The sequence below is a fragment of the Hyphomonas sp. UBA3195 genome (genome assembly GCF_002366485.1).
GTDB lineage: Bacteria > Pseudomonadota > Alphaproteobacteria > Caulobacterales > Hyphomonadaceae > Hyphomonas.
The window spans coordinates 1-14,431 of record NZ_DEXB01000021.1 but is presented as its reverse complement, the minus strand read 5'-3'; the positions used below and the strand labels follow the sequence as shown (position 1 = coordinate 14,431).

General features: G+C 62.7%; 15 protein-coding genes. 12 read left to right on the top strand and 3 right to left on the bottom strand.

The features are described 5' to 3' along the window. The first annotated feature begins 111 nt into the window (after nucleotides 1-111). Genes trbB through B2344_RS07150 form a run of 12 tightly spaced genes read left to right on the top strand, consistent with a single transcriptional unit; the run spans nucleotide 112 to nucleotide 10,129 of the window. Nucleotides 112-1,107 (top strand): P-type conjugative transfer ATPase TrbB, encoded by a 996-nt coding sequence (gene trbB, locus B2344_RS07205; RefSeq protein WP_034763750.1) that lies wholly within the window; start codon nucleotides 112-114, stop codon nucleotides 1,105-1,107. Then, entirely contained in the window at nucleotides 1,104-1,439 is a 336-nt protein-coding gene (locus B2344_RS07200) for a TrbC/VirB2 family protein (RefSeq protein ID WP_034763748.1), read from the top strand. The genes trbB and B2344_RS07200 overlap by 4 nt, the downstream gene beginning before the upstream one ends. After that, nucleotides 1,439-1,696: a VirB3 family type IV secretion system protein gene (locus tag B2344_RS07195; RefSeq protein WP_034763746.1), complete on the top strand. Its 258-nt coding sequence runs from the start codon at nucleotides 1,439-1,441 to the stop codon at nucleotides 1,694-1,696. Before B2344_RS07200 ends, B2344_RS07195 begins: the two co-directional genes overlap by 1 nt. After that, nucleotides 1,690-4,161 (top strand): conjugal transfer protein TrbE, encoded by a 2,472-nt coding sequence (gene trbE / locus B2344_RS07190; protein ID WP_034763743.1) that lies wholly within the window; start codon nucleotides 1,690-1,692, stop codon nucleotides 4,159-4,161. The genes B2344_RS07195 and trbE overlap by 7 nt, the downstream gene beginning before the upstream one ends. Before the next feature lie 9 nt (nucleotides 4,162-4,170). After that, nucleotides 4,171-4,869: a P-type conjugative transfer protein TrbJ gene (gene trbJ, locus B2344_RS07185; RefSeq protein ID WP_034763738.1), complete on the top strand. Its 699-nt coding sequence runs from the start codon at nucleotides 4,171-4,173 to the stop codon at nucleotides 4,867-4,869. 6 nt (nucleotides 4,870-4,875) lie between these two features. Continuing rightward, the gene (gene trbL, locus B2344_RS07180) at nucleotides 4,876-6,192 is read left to right on the top strand and encodes a P-type conjugative transfer protein TrbL (protein ID WP_119376328.1); all 1,317 of its coding nucleotides are present in this window, start codon (nucleotides 4,876-4,878) and stop codon (nucleotides 6,190-6,192) included. Between the two features lie 3 nt (nucleotides 6,193-6,195). Further along, nucleotides 6,196-6,888 (top strand): conjugal transfer protein TrbF, encoded by a 693-nt coding sequence (gene trbF / locus B2344_RS07175; RefSeq protein WP_119376329.1) that lies wholly within the window; start codon nucleotides 6,196-6,198, stop codon nucleotides 6,886-6,888. A 5-nt stretch (nucleotides 6,889-6,893) separates the two neighbouring features. Further along, a complete protein-coding gene (gene trbG / locus B2344_RS07170) occupies nucleotides 6,894-7,931 on the top strand; it encodes a P-type conjugative transfer protein TrbG (protein WP_290482716.1) in 1,038 nt (345 codons plus the stop codon). Nucleotides 7,932-7,936: 5 nt separating this feature from the next. Then, nucleotides 7,937-9,214, top strand: a complete 1,278-nt coding sequence (locus B2344_RS07165) for a TrbI/VirB10 family protein (protein WP_290484917.1) — start codon at nucleotides 7,937-7,939, stop codon at nucleotides 9,212-9,214. Beyond that, on the top strand, nucleotides 9,211-9,447 hold the full coding sequence (locus B2344_RS07160; RefSeq protein WP_034763727.1) for a DUF2274 domain-containing protein: 237 nt from the start codon (nucleotides 9,211-9,213) through the stop codon (nucleotides 9,445-9,447). Before B2344_RS07165 ends, B2344_RS07160 begins: the two co-directional genes overlap by 4 nt. A 4-nt stretch (nucleotides 9,448-9,451) precedes the next feature. Further along, nucleotides 9,452-9,766, top strand: coding sequence for a DUF736 domain-containing protein (locus B2344_RS07155; protein WP_034763723.1), 315 nt, complete (start codon nucleotides 9,452-9,454; stop codon nucleotides 9,764-9,766). Between the two features lie 12 nt (nucleotides 9,767-9,778). Beyond that, nucleotides 9,779-10,129, top strand: coding sequence for a helix-turn-helix transcriptional regulator (locus B2344_RS07150; RefSeq protein WP_081812989.1), 351 nt, complete (start codon nucleotides 9,779-9,781; stop codon nucleotides 10,127-10,129). 224 nt (nucleotides 10,130-10,353) lie between these two features. Here the strand turns inward: B2344_RS07150 and B2344_RS07145 are convergent, their stop codons facing one another. From B2344_RS07145 to guaA, 3 genes are all read right to left on the bottom strand, one after another. Next, the gene (locus B2344_RS07145; RefSeq protein WP_290484916.1) at nucleotides 10,354-11,529 is read right to left on the bottom strand and encodes a hypothetical protein; all 1,176 of its coding nucleotides are present in this window, start codon (nucleotides 11,527-11,529) and stop codon (nucleotides 10,354-10,356) included. Nucleotides 11,530-11,725: 196 nt separating this feature from the next. After that, nucleotides 11,726-12,985: a tyrosine-type recombinase/integrase gene (locus B2344_RS07140; protein ID WP_034763719.1), complete on the bottom strand. Its 1,260-nt coding sequence runs from the start codon at nucleotides 12,983-12,985 to the stop codon at nucleotides 11,726-11,728. Nucleotides 12,986-13,279: 294 nt separating this feature from the next. Next, nucleotides 13,280-14,431 (bottom strand): glutamine-hydrolyzing GMP synthase (gene guaA, locus B2344_RS07135; protein ID WP_290484915.1); only part of this gene is annotated, 1,152 nt, incomplete at its 5' end.

Here is a 14,431-nt window from a genome sequence, read left to right as displayed (position 1 = left end):
GCGCCGCCTTGCGCCGCGTTCGGCCTCCATTTGCCGCCATTCACACTCCCGTAGAATTCATCCGTCTGCGATCCTTGGCTTTGTTGAAATGAACAGTCGGAGCCCTGGGATATGTCCCTTCATGCGCACCATACCGAAACAGAAACCCGGCGCAGCACCATGCTGCGCACGGCCTTCTGCCCGGTGGTGCGTGAGGCGCTGGAAGCGCCGGACACGATCGAGGTGATGGCCAATCCGGACGGCTCGGTCTGGATCGAGAAGGCTGGCGTGGGCGTCATCATTTCGCAGCACACACTTGCCCCTTGCGACCGCGAGCGCGTTATCCGCCTGGTCGCCTCCGGGGTGGAAGAGGCCGCTCACGCCAAGTCCCCGATCGTCTCGGCCGAACTCCCCGGCAGCGGCGAGCGGTTTGAAGGGCTTCTCCCACCTGTCTCGACCAGCCCATGCTTTTCGATCCGCAAGCCCGCGACGACGCCGTTCGAACTCGGCGACTATGTCACCCAGGGCGCCTTGGCTCCGGCGCTGGCACAGGCGCTCAGAGACGCTATCGCCAGCAAGGCCAACATCCTCATCGCGGGCGGCACATCGTCCGGCAAGACGACGTTCACCAATGCCTTGCTGGCAGAACCCTCACTCCAAAACGACCGCATTGTCATCCTGGAAGACACGCGCGAGCTGCGCTGCGCCGCGCCCAATGTGGTGCAGCTGCGCACCCATCGCGGCAGCACCAGCCTGCAGGACCTTGTCCGCTCGACCTTAAGGCTACGACCCGACCGGATCATTGTCGGCGAGGTCCGGGGGCCTGAAGCGCTCGACCTCCTCAAGGCCTGGAACACCGGCCATCCGGGCGGGATCACGACGCTTCATGCCAACTCCGCACACGGCGCGCTAACCCGGCTTGAACAGCTCACCCTGGAAGCCACACCGCGCGCGCCCTTCGACCTCATCGCAGAGGCGATTGACGTGGTCGTGTTCATGAGCCGCGCGGGCGGCCAGCGCCGCGTCGAAGAGGCGCTGCGAGTCACAGGTTTTGACGGCGAGGGGTATCAGACCGCCCCGCTCGTCTCCCGTTCCCTGTCCCTCGTCCAACATGGAGAAACCCAATGACCCTCTACACCCACCTCCAGACCGTAAACCGAACGGTGCAGGTCGCGGCCTGTATCGGCCTCGGCCTGATGATCGCCGGTCCCGCCCATGCGGCAGGCTCCGGCATGCCCTGGGAAGGCCCGCTCGATCAGATCCTGACCTCGATCGAGGGACCGGTCGCGCGCATCGTCGCGGTGATCATCATCACGATTACCGGCCTGACGCTGGCCTTTGGTGAGACCTCGGGCGGCATGCGCAAGCTGATCCAGATCGTGTTCGGGCTTTCGATCGCGTTTGCCGCGACAAGCTTCTTCCTGACCTTCTTCTCGTTCGGCGGCGGAGCGCTCATCTGATGTCTGCCGACGGCTATGAAATCCCGCTCCACCGGTCCCTGACCGAGCCAATCCTGATGGCGGGCGCGCCAAGAACCGCCGCCATCGCCATCGGGACCCTCGCGGCTGCTGTCGGCCTCGGCCTCCAGCTCTGGATACCGGGCCTTGTGCTCTGGGCGGTGGGGCATTCGGCAGCGGTATTCATGGCGCGGTCTGATCCGGATTTCATGGCCGTCGCAGGCCGCTCGACGCGCCACAAGGAGCATCTGACATGCTGAACCTCAGAGAATATGCCGACGCGCCGACGCTTCTGGCCGACTATCTGCCCTGGGCCTGCATCGTGGCGCCGGGCGTTGTCCTCAACAAGGATGGCAGCTTCCAGACGACGTTCCGCTATCGCGGCCCTGACCTCGAAAGTTCGACGGAAGAAGAACTCGTCTCCGTCATGGCGCGGGTCAATAATGTGCTGCGCCGGTTCGGCTCGGGCTGGGCCCTCTTCTTCGAAGCCCAGCGCCATGAAGTGCATGACTATCCGGAGGCGGAGTTTCCCGATGCGCTGACCTGGCTCACCGATCAGGAACGGTCATTACAGGCGGAAGAAGCCGGAACCCGGTTTGAGAGTTCGTATTATCTGACCCTGCTCTGGCTGCCGCCCGCCGATGCCACCGGCCGCGCCGAGAAGGCCCTGATCCAGCGTGTCGAAACGGAAGACGCCGCGACCTGGCGGCATAGGCTTGAGACCTTCCAGCAGCACGCTGACCGCGTCTTTGATCTGTTGGCCACCTGCCTCGCCGAGATTGCGAAGCTCTCTGACGACGAGACGCTGACTTATCTGCACTCGACGATCTCAACCAAGCGCCACCCGGTCGTGACGCCGGAACTGCCGGTCTTCCTCGACGCCATTCTCGCCGATGAGCCCTTCGCGGGCGGGCTCGAACCGATGATTGGTGAGGCGCATTTGCGCACGCTGACCATTCTCGGCTTTCCGGCCACGACCCTGCCGGGCATTCTCGACGAGCTGAACCGTCAAGGCTTTGCCTATCGTTGGGCGACCCGGTTCATCGCGATGGACAAGGCCGAAGCCGAGAAAGTCCTCGGCAAGAAACGCCGCCACTGGTTCGCCAAGCGCAAATCCATCGGCGCGGTGCTGCGTGAGACCATGTTCAATGAGCAGGCGGCGCTCGTCGACAATGACGCTGACAATAAGGCCGCTGACGCCGATGCGGCGCTGCAGGAACTGGGCAGTGATCTCGTTTCCTACGGCTATGTCACGACCACCATCACCGTTGCTGACCCCGACCGCCGCACGGTGGACGAACATATCCGAATTGCCGAGCGCATCGTGAATGGCCGCGGTTTCACCGCGATCAGGGAAACACTGAACGCGGTCGATGCCTGGCTCGGCTCATTGCCCGGTCATCCTTATGCCAATGTCCGCCAGCCCATTCTGCACACGCTGAACCTTGCCCATATGGTGCCGCTCTCGGCCGTCTGGGCGGGCGAAGACACCAATCGTCACCACAACGCCCCGGCGCTCATTCAGGCGCAGACCGATGGCACGACACCGTTCCGCCTGAACCTGCATATTGGCGATGTCGGCCATACGCTGGTCGTCGGCCCGACCGGCGCGGGCAAGTCTGTTCTGCTCTCGCTCTTAGCCCTGCAATGGAAGCGCTATGAGGGGGCGCAGGTCTTCCTGTTCGACAAGGGCCGCTCGGCCCGCGCCGCGACGCTCTGCATGGGCGGTGCACATATCGATCTCGGCGGTGCCCGCGCGCCAAGTCTCCAGCCGCTGAAAGATATCGACACCGAACATGGCGCAAGCTTTGCCGCCGACTGGCTCGCGGGTCTTTGCACCAATGAAGGCGTCGCGATGACGCCGGACCTCAAGGCAAAGCTCTGGGAAGCGATCCAGTCTCTCAGCTCAGCGCCTGAACCCGAACGCACGCTGACAGGCCTCAGCCTGATGCTGCAGGACGACACGCTCAAATCCGCGCTGCATCCGTTCACGCTGGAAGGTCCGCACGGACGGCTCCTCGATGCCGACCATGAAAGCCTCGCGCTCGCCGACACAGTCTGCTTCGAGATGGAAGAGCTGATGCATGCGAAAGGCGCCGTGGCGCCTGTGATCACCTATCTCTTCCACCGGCTGGAAGCGCGGTTTGATGGCAGGCCAACACTGCTCATCCTCGATGAAGCCTGGCTCTTCCTCGATGATCCCATGTTTGCCGCGCGCATCCGTGAATGGCTGAAGACCCTTCGCAAGAAGAACGTGTCCGTCGTGTTCGCGACGCAAAGCCTTGCCGACATTGCGAACAGCACCATCGCGCCAGCCCTCGTCGAATCCTGCCCCACGCGCATCTTCCTGCCGAACGAGCGCGCGCAGGAACCACAATCCCGCGAGACCTATCAGCGGTTCGGCCTCAACGCGCGCCAGATCGAACTGATCAGCAGGGCCACACCGAAGCGCGACTATTACTACCAGTCGCCCCTCGGGGCCCGTGTCTTCGATCTTGGCCTCGGGCCGATTGCATTGTCCGTCTGCGGCGCGTCATCGCCCGAAGACCAGGCCCGCATGGATCGCATCTGGGCCGAGACGGAAGGCGACGGCTTTTCCGCCTGCTGGCTGATCGAAAAGGGCCTGCCCTGGGCAGCCGAGCTTCTCACCCGCTGGCCCGGCCATGCGCCGGAGCCTGAGGCGCACGCGCCCTTCAATCCCTCCCACATCCTCGCCGCCGAATAGGAGCCCCCGATGAAACGCATACTTGCCTCCGCTTTGATCTGCGCCGCGCCGCTCTCCATCCTCATCGCGCCGCCCGCTTCGGCCCAATGGACGGTGTATGACCCGGCCAATCACATCCAGAACATCTACCAGGCCATCCGCTCGCTTCAGGAGGTCAACCAGCAGATCCAGCAGCTCACCCATGAAATCGAAATGCTGGAAAACATGGCGCGCGATCTGGAAGCACTGCCGGATTCTATCGCTGACGACATCCTGCGCCGTATGCGCCGCATCGAGGAGCTGATGCGCGAGGCCGAAGGCATCGGCTACCGCGTCGAGGAAATCGAGCGCGAGTATGAAGAGGTGTACCCGGAAGACTATGGCGCCGAGCCGCCGCGTCAGGCCGTGCTCGTCGAAGAGGCCCGCGCCCGCTGGCGGCAATCGCGCACAGCTTACAGGGACAGCCTGACCGTCACGGCGCAGGTCGTCTCCACAGCGCGGGCTGACAGTGACAGCCTCGACCGGCTGATCGCGGACAGCCAGTCCGCCGTCGGCAATCTCCAGGTCGCCCAGGCCGGCAACCAGATCGAAGCCCTGCAGACCGAGCAGCTCATGCAAATGGAAGCCATGATGGCGGCCCATTACCGCGCCGAGGCGCTGGAGCGGGCGCGCCAACTCGCCGAAGCCGAACGTGGTCGCGCACGCACCCGGGCCTTCCTCGGAGAATAGCGCGCCATGGACGTGATCGACACCTTCCTTGCGACCTTCATAGCTTACATTGACAGCGGGTTCGGCCTGCTGGCGGGCGATGTCGCTTATTTGTCGACCACGCTCATCGCCATCGACATCACGCTGGCGGGCCTGTTCTGGGCGCTAAGCCAGAACACGGACGTCATCGCCGGGCTCCTGAAGAAGGTGCTCTATGTCGGCTTCTTCGCCTTCATCATCGGCAACTTCTCTCTCCTCGCCGGTATCGTCTTTGACAGTTTCGCCGAGCTTGGCGTGACCGCTGGCGGCGGGACGATGACTGCCGATGATCTCCTGCGCCCCGGCTTCATTGCCAGTGTCGGTCTCGATGCCGGTCAGCCGCTGCTCGAAGAGATCAGCGACATGCTGGGGCCGATTTCGTTTTTTCATAACTTCATCATGATCGCGGTCATGTTCGTGGCCTGGGCGATCATCATGGTCGCGTTCTTTGTGCTCGCCGTGCAGCTCTTCATCACGATCCTGGAGTTCAAGCTGACGACCCTGGCCGGGTTCGTGCTCGTGCCCTTCGCGCTCTGGAACAAGACGACGTTCCTCGCCGAACGTGTCCTCGGCAATGTCATCACCTCGGGCATCAAGCTCATGGTGCTCGCCGTTATTATCGGCATTGGCTCGACGCTCTTCTCGTCGGTGACCGATGCGTTCCGCACCGGCGATGATGTGACGCTGGCGCAGGTCATGGGCACGGTGCTGGCTGCGATTGTCTTCTTCTGGATGGGCATCTTTGCGCCCGGCATTGCGAGCGGGCTGATCACCGGCGCTCCGCAGCTCGGCGCAGGCTCAGCAGTGGGTGCTACAGCGGGCGTCGCTGCCGGGACCTATGTAGCGGGCATGGGCGGCCGCGCCGCTGTCGGCGCGGTCGCGGGCGGTGCTTCAAGCGCCGTCAAGGCCGGCGCCAGCATGGCAGGAGCGGCGCGCACCTCCTATACGCTGGGCTCTGTCGCCTCCGGCGCATCCGGCGCAGCGGGCGTCGCCGCCGGCCTTGCCGGTGTCGCGCGCGCAGGCGGGGACGCCATGCGCCGCGCTGCAAGCCGTCCTGCCCAGTCCATGCGCGAGGCCTACCAACGCGGCAGTCAGGGCGCCTGGCGCGCAACCGGCGGGTCTGAGACCGCATCCATGCAAAGCTCTGCCTCCGGATCATCCTCATCCCAGAGCCCCGGCTGGGCCCGCCGCATGCAGACCAGCCAGCGCATGGGACAGGCAGGCCAAATGGCCGCCCATTCGATCCGCGACGGCGATCGCGGCGCTTCGGGCGCGAACCCAACCCTCAAAGACAAGGACGATTAGACGATGGCTTTCAGGCGATCTTCCTCCAGCTATGGGCCAAGCCCGTTCCCTGAAACGCCTTACCAGAAGGCCGGACAGGTCTGGGACGACCGTATCGGCTCCGCCCGCGTGCAGGCAAAGAACTGGCGGCTCATGGCGCTCGGCTGTCTCGGGCTCTGCTTCGTCACCTCCGGCGCGCTGGTCTGGCGGAGCATGCAATCGACCGTCACGCCTTATGTCGTGGAAGTCGATGAGACCGGCGCGGCCCGCGCCGTTTCGCCAGCGACGGAGCGCTACACCCCGACCGATGCGCAGATCGCGCATCACCTCGCCAACTTCATCGAGCACGTGCGCGGCCTCAGCGTCGATCCGGTCGTCGTGCGCGAAAACTGGCTGCGCGCCTATGACTTCGTCACTGACCGCGCCGCCACCACGCTCAATGAATACGCCTCGACCAATGATCCCTTCGCCGATGTCGGCAGAAAATCCCGCACGGTGGATGTCGTCAGCGTCGTGCGCGTCTCGGACGACAGTTTCCAGGCCCGCTGGATCGAGAAGACCTATGAGAATGGCGCGCTGGTTCGCGCCCAAAGGTTCACCGGCAACTTCACCCTCATCACCCAACCGCCGACGGATGCGCAGACCCTGCGCGCCAATCCGCTCGGCCTTTATGTCCATGCCCTGAACTGGGGTCAGGACCTCGTTACAGGAGAATGATCCCCATGCTTCGTATCCTCACCGCCGCTTCTGCCATGGCGCTATTGTCAGCCTGCGCCACGACGGAACTCGACCCCATCGATGCCAGCGCCTTCGTCGCCGCGACGCCTGTCGAGGACCGCGCTGACTACCCTGTCGAGATTGTCGAAACCGCCGTGGCACTTCCGCTGCCCGGCCAGATGATGCCCATCGGCACCCGCGTCACCACCAATCCCGATGGCAGCGTGACACGGACCTATACAAGGACCGTCAGCACGCCGTCGGTTTCACCGGCAGAAGCGATAAGACAAGGTCGCACCAGCGCCCTGATCGAACCTTCGGTCGACGGCTATGTGAACGCGATCCAGGTCTATCCCTATACCGAAGGCGCGCTTTACCGCCTCTATGCCAGCCCCGGCCAGGTGTCGGACATCGCCCTGCAGCCGGGCGAGGAACTCGTCTCGGTTTCGGCCGGTGACACGGTGCGCTGGGTGGTGGGGGACACGGTGTCCGGTTCGGGCGCGACGGCCCGCGCCCATGTGCTGGTCAAACCGATCAGCTCCGGCATCCGCACCAATCTGATGATCGCCACCGACCGGCGGACCTATCATCTGGAGCTGGAGAGCACGGAGGGCGGCTATATGGCCGCGCTCTCCTGGCGCTATCCGGCTGATGAACTGGCAGGCCTCACCGCCCGCAATGAACGCGCCATTGCAAGAGACGCTGGCAGCATTGAGCGCGGCCTGACGCTGGAAGGCCTGAACTTCGATTATCGGCTCTCCGGCGACAGCCCCGACTGGAAACCTGTGCGCGTCTTCGATGATGGCCGTCAGGTGTTCATCCAGATGCCCGAAGACATCGCCACCACAGACATGCCGCCGCTCTTTGTTCTGGGTGCGGACGGTGACGCGGAACTCGTCAACTACCGGGTGCGCGGCAATTATTATGTCGTGGACCGCCTGTTCCGTGCGGCGGAACTGCGGCTCGGCGAACGAAACCAGATGGTCGTCCGCATCTCCCGCAATGAGCGCCGTTCGCCTCTGGCTGGCCTGTTCGGGAACTGATGCCCATGTCCGAGCCCATTCCCTTCGACGAGCATGCCGAACGGCTGAAGATCCGCTCCAGCCCGAAGCCGGTTACGCGGATCAACCGCAAGGTCCTGATGGTCGGCGCAGGCCTCGGCGTGCTTGGCCTGTTCGCCGCCATGAGAATTGCATTGAAGCCACCAACCGCCGTCGATCCGGATGCAAGGCGCGAGCTCTACAACACCACGAACACACGCAAGCCCGAAGGCCTCTCCACCCTCCCGGCAAGCTATAGCGAGATTGCCCCGGTGGAAGACCGCATCGCGCGCCTTGGCCCGCCACTCTCCGGCGATCTCGGCGCGACCATGCTGCGGGCTGAACGCGAGCTTGGCATCGAACCCGAATATGTGACCCGCTTCGAGGACGATTTCCGCCCGAACCCGGCCGACGAGGCCGAACGCGCAAGGCGCATGCGCGAGGCCGCGCTTGCCGATGAAGCGGCCCGCGCGCCGGTCTTCTTCCGGCTCGACTCTCAGAGCGGTACCGCAAGCACCACCGACACCCGCTTCGCTTATCGCGACCCCGCGCTTGATCTTGGCTCTGAGCTGCTGGCGCTCGCCGCCCTGCCGCAGGGCGCGCCGTCAGCGTTCGGCCAGCCCGCCGATACCAATCTCCAGTCCCGTAAACTGGCCTTCGCCAGGGAAGGCGCGGACAGCGACATCTACAACCCTCACAGCATCGAAGACCCGGCTTCGCCCTACCAGGTCATGGCGGGCACGCTGATCCCGGCAAGCCTCGTGACCGGGATCAATTCGGACCTGCCCGGCACGATCGTCGCGCAGGTCACCCAACCGGTCTATGACACCGTGACCGGGCAATACCTTCTCATCCCGCAGGGCTCGCGCCTTATCGGGCGGTATCAGTCGGAAGTCTCGTTCGGTCAAGACCGCGCGCTCGTGACCTGGGACCGGATCATCTTCCCGGACGGGTCCTCCATCGTGATCTCGGCGCCGGGTGCTGACGCGCAGGGCTTTGCGGGGTTGTCCGACCGCACCGATCACCACTGGGACCGCGTGTTCCTCGCGGCAGGCCTCGCGACCATTCTCGGCGTCGGCGCCGAACTTGGCGCAGACGGAGACGGCGACCTGGAACGCGCCATCCGCCGCGGCACGACCGACACCGTCAACCAGGCCGGTCAACGCGTCGTCGAGCGCAATCTTGGCATCCAGCCAACCATCCGCGTGCGCCCCGGCTGGCCGGTGCGCGTGGTCGTCACCCGCGATCTCATTCTCAGACCCCATCCCCAAGGAGCCACACGATGACCCTTCGTCTCGGACAATTACCCGACCGCACCCCGGTGCGCATGAGCCTCTCGGTCGATCCCGAGCTCGCCAGCGCGCTCAGCGACTATGCCGAAATCTACCGCCAGACCTACGGCGCGGAGGAAAAGCCCGAAGCGCTGATCCCGGCCATGATCGAGAGCTTCCTGGCGTCCGACGCCGGGTTCAAGCGGGCGCGACGCGCCCTTCATTCAACCGCCAGCACGGAGACCTAAACCCATGGCACAGATCGGAACATTCACCCTGAAGGAAGGCAGCTATACCGGCACCATCCGCACCATGACCATCAATGTCAAAGCCCAGCTTGTTCCCAACAGTGACAAGGCCTCAGACGGTGCCCCCGACTTCCGCCTCTATGCCGGCGGGGCCGAACTCGGCGCTGCCTGGCGTCAGGAAAGCAAGGATGGCGAAACGCCCTACCTCGCCGTCAAACTCGACGACCCGAGCTTTGCCAGCCCCATGCGCGCGGCCTTCTTCGAGAACGAGAAAGACGGCACCGGCGTGATGGTGTGGAACCGGGCGAAGACGGTGTAATCGGAGTGCGTCATGTTGCATCGCGTAAAGGAGGGCGGGCGCACAGGGCTTAGGGATTTCGCGCGGGACCTGAACCCGCCGCCAAAGGCCCCTGCTCCGGTCACTTCAACCGATCCTGAACGGATCACGCCCGCCGACATCTTCAGGCGCCGAACCGTCAGGCGGCCGGAGCTTCGCAAGCTTGTGCCGCTCTCCGATACGACGATCTACGAACTCGAACAGAAGGGCGAATTTCCGCAGCGGTTCTACCTGACACCCCGATGCGTCGTCTGGCCCCTCGCCGAAGTGCTGGAGTGGATCGACGCCCAAAGGCGCAAGGGTCGCGAAGGCTGCGGACCGCATCCGGATTATCGAATGCGGTGAACTGTCTCAAATATCCCTCATTGCGGACAATGCTGCGTTTCGTAGGCAGCGCGCCCGTTAGCAGACATCCAATCGTTAAGTCGTATTGACTGCGACACCGCCAAAGCATCTTCCGAGCCGCCCACCGCAGGATGAGTTGAACAAGCAGCTGACGAAGGCACAGTGCATCGCTTGGCCCCGTCTTGGACTAGAGGCCGCGAAAGATCAGCCACCGCCTCTTGCAGCTACGGGGTGAGGAGCTCCTGCAACCCGCGATAAGCCGCCGCAAGCTGCTTCACCAGCGCGTCGTAGACATCAAAGAACGGCGCGGCGGCCGGGAGACCAAGGCGGCTCGTGATATCGTCCATCTTGTCCGACGCCGTCCCCGTAGATGTGAGATGCAGGTTTGCCACCCGGAGATCGTAGGTCACGAAGAGCGGCAGCATGAGATTCGAAATTGCGGAACTGCCGGGAAGCGTTTCAAGTAGTGTCTGCAGGCGCTTCAGGCCGCCAAGGCCTTTGGGATCGCCTCCGGCCGCGCTCAGCAACTTCCCGATGGCCTGTGTATCCAGAGATTCGACGTGGATCTTGTTGAGCGCGTCCGCCGCATGCTGTTGGTTCTTCACGCTGTCTGTGAGCGGCCTCGCAAAGTCGAGGGCGATCGCCACCACTTCGGCTTCAAGGTGGGCGAGCGTCGCTCCAAAATGCATCCTGGCAGCTTCGAGGAAGTCCGTCCTTGCCGCGAGTAGGTCGTTTTCCGGTGTTGGATCGGAAAATATGCAGTCGATCTGTCCATCGTAGAATTCGCTGCCGATGGAGTGATCCGATTCCACGTTTTCAGACAGCAGGTAATACTGTTCCGGCACGGGCAATGTCGCGATGTCGCCGAGCCACATCACGACGCGGCCATTTCGGTTGATGCCAAAGCTTATCTGGTTGTCTTCGTCCGTGGTGATCGTGCCGTACGTCCGAGACGCAAACGTCAGGCGATAGCCCGACGCCGTGTCGTATTTCAGCAAGACCCCTCTCTTGAAGAACACAAGTGTGAGAAAACCGTCCCCCTGCCCGCGAAGGCCAGGCAGGTATTCGTAGTCGTCCGCATCATACTGGAACGGCACGTCCGTGAAGGGGTAGCGGTCTTCAAGCTTCCTACGCGTTACGGTGACACCGGCGGATACCTTGGACACGCACTGCTCGTGCAGCCGGATGATCGAGATGCGCGATCGGTCCGGAAGATAGTCCTTCTCGCACGTAGAACACCGAAGTACGGGCAGCCCTTTGATGGCTATCCGCGCCCCTGACACAGTTTCGTCGAAGTCAGCATAAGCGAGATCGAGCCAACCGTCGCAGTCAGAGCACCTCAAGCGCTGCACGTGACCAGGCGGCGGGAAAATGTCTTTGATGTCCACGGTGCCCCCCATAGTTACACCTTCCTACTTAGACCGATGTGTTGCAACATGGGATTGTCCACGACATTCATCCAATCTGACCTGGGATCCACGATTGGCCGTTTGGCGCCATCAGCGCTGCTTCGCGCCGCAATCGCAAACGTCAGCTTTGGCCTACGCTTCATGCCGGTCGTAAAGACTCCTTCTGCGCCCGAACCGGAAGTGACGATCACCCCACCCTCGGATCAGCGGCGTAGACCGCCATGCTCTCCGGGATGATGTTCGGCTTGCGGCTTTCACCCGCAGCCCAGGCATCGATCATGTCGGCCCATTCCTGCATCATGTGGCGGCGCTGGTCTGCATATTCGGCCTTGTTGTAGACCCCACGCGAAGAGCGCCGGTCTTCGTGCGCGAGGCTTTTTTCGATCCAGTCGCGATTGAAACCAAGCTCATTCAGGAGCGTCGAGCCCGTGCGCCGCAGGTCGTGGACGGTGAAAGGCTCCAGCGGAAGCTCCATCTCGCTTGCCAGCTTGTGGGCGCTGTCGGTGATCCGGTTGAAGGTCGCATTCGATATCGGGCGAAACGTGTCATAGCGCGACGGGAAGACGTATTTCGATCCGCCTGCGCAGGTTTTAAGCGCCACCAGAATATCGAGCGCCTGGTTCGACAGATAGACATTGTGGTCGAGGCCGGTCTTCATCCGCTTCTTCGGGATGGTCCAGACCGCATCCTGGAAACTGACTTCATCCCATGTCGCATGGGCGACCTCGGTCTTGCGCTTCATCGTCAGCAGGATGAATTTCACGCCGAGCTTCAGCGTCGGATTGGCGGTGATCTCTTCGAGCACGCGATAGAGGACCCGGATCTCCAGCGGCGTGAGCGAGCGGTCGCGGGGCCGGACACGCGCGATCGACCGGGGATCGACCTCCTCGGCGGGATTCTCGACACGGATGCCGTGCAAATTGGCGAAGGCGTAGATGAGCTTGATGAACTCGCGGGCGTGCAGCGCCGTTGAAGGCGCGCCCCGCTTCTTGATCTTGTCGCAGAGCTGACGGACGTCCTCGCTCGTCACTTCGCGCAAGGTGTAATTGCCCAGCGCCGGGATCAGGTCACGATCGACAATGTGACGACGCATGTCGCGGGTCGAGTCCGACATCTCGCTCTCAGCGAGCCAGCGCTGAGCAAGCTCCCCGAACGTCCCTTCGGATTTCGCTTTGGCCTTGGCCCGCTTCTTTTCCTTGGCGGGTGAGACACCCTCATCCACGAGCTTCTTCGCATCGATCAGCTTCTCGCGCGCAGCCGCCAGCGTGATCCCGTACTTGCCATAACGCCCGATGGTCAGCGTCTCCCGGCGCCCGTTCACACGGTAATCGTAGCGGAAGGTCTTGGTGCCCGTCGGCGCGACGGACACATAGAGACCGTCCCGGTCTGCGACCTTGTAGGGTTTATCCTTTGATTTCAAAGACTTGATTGCAATATCGGTCAGCATGTTGCGCCTCCTTCCCACCAATTTTACCGTCAGGCCGAAATGGCCAATTTTCCACAACAAAAAACTTATTTTTCAATGCGTTATGCCGAAAAAATACCGTCAGGCCGCCAAAATGGGCTGACGGTATTTTGACTTTAGGCAGGAAGAGGCAATTTGTATACCGTCAGGCGATACCGTCAGAATGTTCCGTTGGCCCGCGATAGAAGGCGATAGACACCGAACGAAAATCGGTATCAAGCTATTGTATTTGTTGAATTTATTGATCGTTCGCGATAGTCCGCGAGAGACGCGGAATCATTCCCACTCGATGGTGCCGGGCGGCTTGCTGGTCACGTCATAGACGACGCGGTTGACGCCTTTTACCTCATTGATGATGCGGGTCGCGACGCGGCCGAGGAAGTCGTGCTCGTACGGATAATAGTCCGCCGTCATACCATCGGTCGAGGTCACCGCGCGCAGGGCCAGCACAGCCTCATAGGTGCGTTCGTCCCCCATCACGCCGACCGTGTTGACCGGCAGCAAAACGCTGAAGGCCTGCCAGATTTCGTCGTACAGTCCCGCCTTGCGGATCTCGTCGATATAGATCGCGTCCGCCTTGCGCAGCGTGTCGGCCTTCTCGCGCGTGATCTCGCCGGGAATGCGGATCGCGAGACCCGGTCCGGGGAATGGATGCCGCCCGATAAAGCTCTCCGGCAAGCCCAACTCACGGCCCAGCGCGCGCACTTCATCCTTGAACAACTCACGCAGCGGCTCGACCAGTTTCATGTTCATGCGTTCCGGAAGGCCGCCAACATTGTGGTGGCTCTTGATCGTCACGCTCGGCCCGCCAATGGCTGAAACGCTTTCGATCACGTCCGGATAGAGCGTGCCCTGCGCGAGGAAATCCGCGCCGCCGATCTTCTTGGCTTCTTCATCGAACACATCAATGAACAGGCCGCCAATGATCTTGCGCTTGCGTTCGGGGTCCGAGACGCCTTCCAGCTTGCCGAGGAACAGGTCCGATGCGTCCACATGGACAAGCGGGATATTGTAATGCTCGCGGAACAGGGTCACCACCTGCTCGCTCTCGCCCTGCCGCATCAATCCGTGGTCAACATACACACAGGTCAGCTGGTCACCGATGGCTTCATGGATCAGCACGGCCGCAACCGAGGAATCCACCCCGCCCGACAGGCCACAGATCACCCGGCCCTTGCCGACCTGCTCACGGATCTTCTCGATGGCTTCGGCCCGGTAGGCTGCCATTGTCCAGTCGCCCTTCAGGCCCGCGACGCCATGCGTGAAATTGCGCAGCAATTCACGCCCATGCACCGTGTGCACGACTTCCGGATGGAATTGCGTGCCGTAGAATTTGCGTTCCGGGTCTGAAATGATCGCATAGGGCGCGCCCGGCGATTTCGCGATTACGCCAAAGCCCGGCGCCATCTCGGCAACATGGTCGCCATG

Bases quoted from the DNA above. Each gene is read 5' to 3' on its own strand.
- trbB (WP_034763750.1), top strand. From the start codon at position 112: ATGTCCCTTCATGCGCACCATACCGAAACAGAAACCCGGCGCAGCACC.
- B2344_RS07200 (WP_034763748.1), top strand. From the start codon at position 1,104: ATGACCCTCTACACCCACCTCCAGACCGTAAACCGAACGGTGCAGGTC.
- B2344_RS07195 (WP_034763746.1), top strand. From the start codon at position 1,439: ATGTCTGCCGACGGCTATGAAATCCCGCTCCACCGGTCCCTGACCGAG.
- trbE (WP_034763743.1), top strand. From the start codon at position 1,690: ATGCTGAACCTCAGAGAATATGCCGACGCGCCGACGCTTCTGGCCGAC.
- trbJ (WP_034763738.1), top strand. From the start codon at position 4,171: ATGAAACGCATACTTGCCTCCGCTTTGATCTGCGCCGCGCCGCTCTCC.
- trbL (WP_119376328.1), top strand. From the start codon at position 4,876: ATGGACGTGATCGACACCTTCCTTGCGACCTTCATAGCTTACATTGAC.
- trbF (WP_119376329.1), top strand. From the start codon at position 6,196: ATGGCTTTCAGGCGATCTTCCTCCAGCTATGGGCCAAGCCCGTTCCCT.
- trbG (WP_290482716.1), top strand. From the start codon at position 6,894: ATGCTTCGTATCCTCACCGCCGCTTCTGCCATGGCGCTATTGTCAGCC.
- B2344_RS07165 (WP_290484917.1), top strand. From the start codon at position 7,937: ATGTCCGAGCCCATTCCCTTCGACGAGCATGCCGAACGGCTGAAGATC.
- B2344_RS07160 (WP_034763727.1), top strand. From the start codon at position 9,211: ATGACCCTTCGTCTCGGACAATTACCCGACCGCACCCCGGTGCGCATG.
- B2344_RS07155 (WP_034763723.1), top strand. From the start codon at position 9,452: ATGGCACAGATCGGAACATTCACCCTGAAGGAAGGCAGCTATACCGGC.
- B2344_RS07150 (WP_081812989.1), top strand. From the start codon at position 9,779: ATGTTGCATCGCGTAAAGGAGGGCGGGCGCACAGGGCTTAGGGATTTC.
- B2344_RS07145 (WP_290484916.1), bottom strand. From the start codon at position 11,529: ATGGGGGGCACCGTGGACATCAAAGACATTTTCCCGCCGCCTGGTCAC.
- B2344_RS07140 (WP_034763719.1), bottom strand. From the start codon at position 12,985: ATGCTGACCGATATTGCAATCAAGTCTTTGAAATCAAAGGATAAACCC.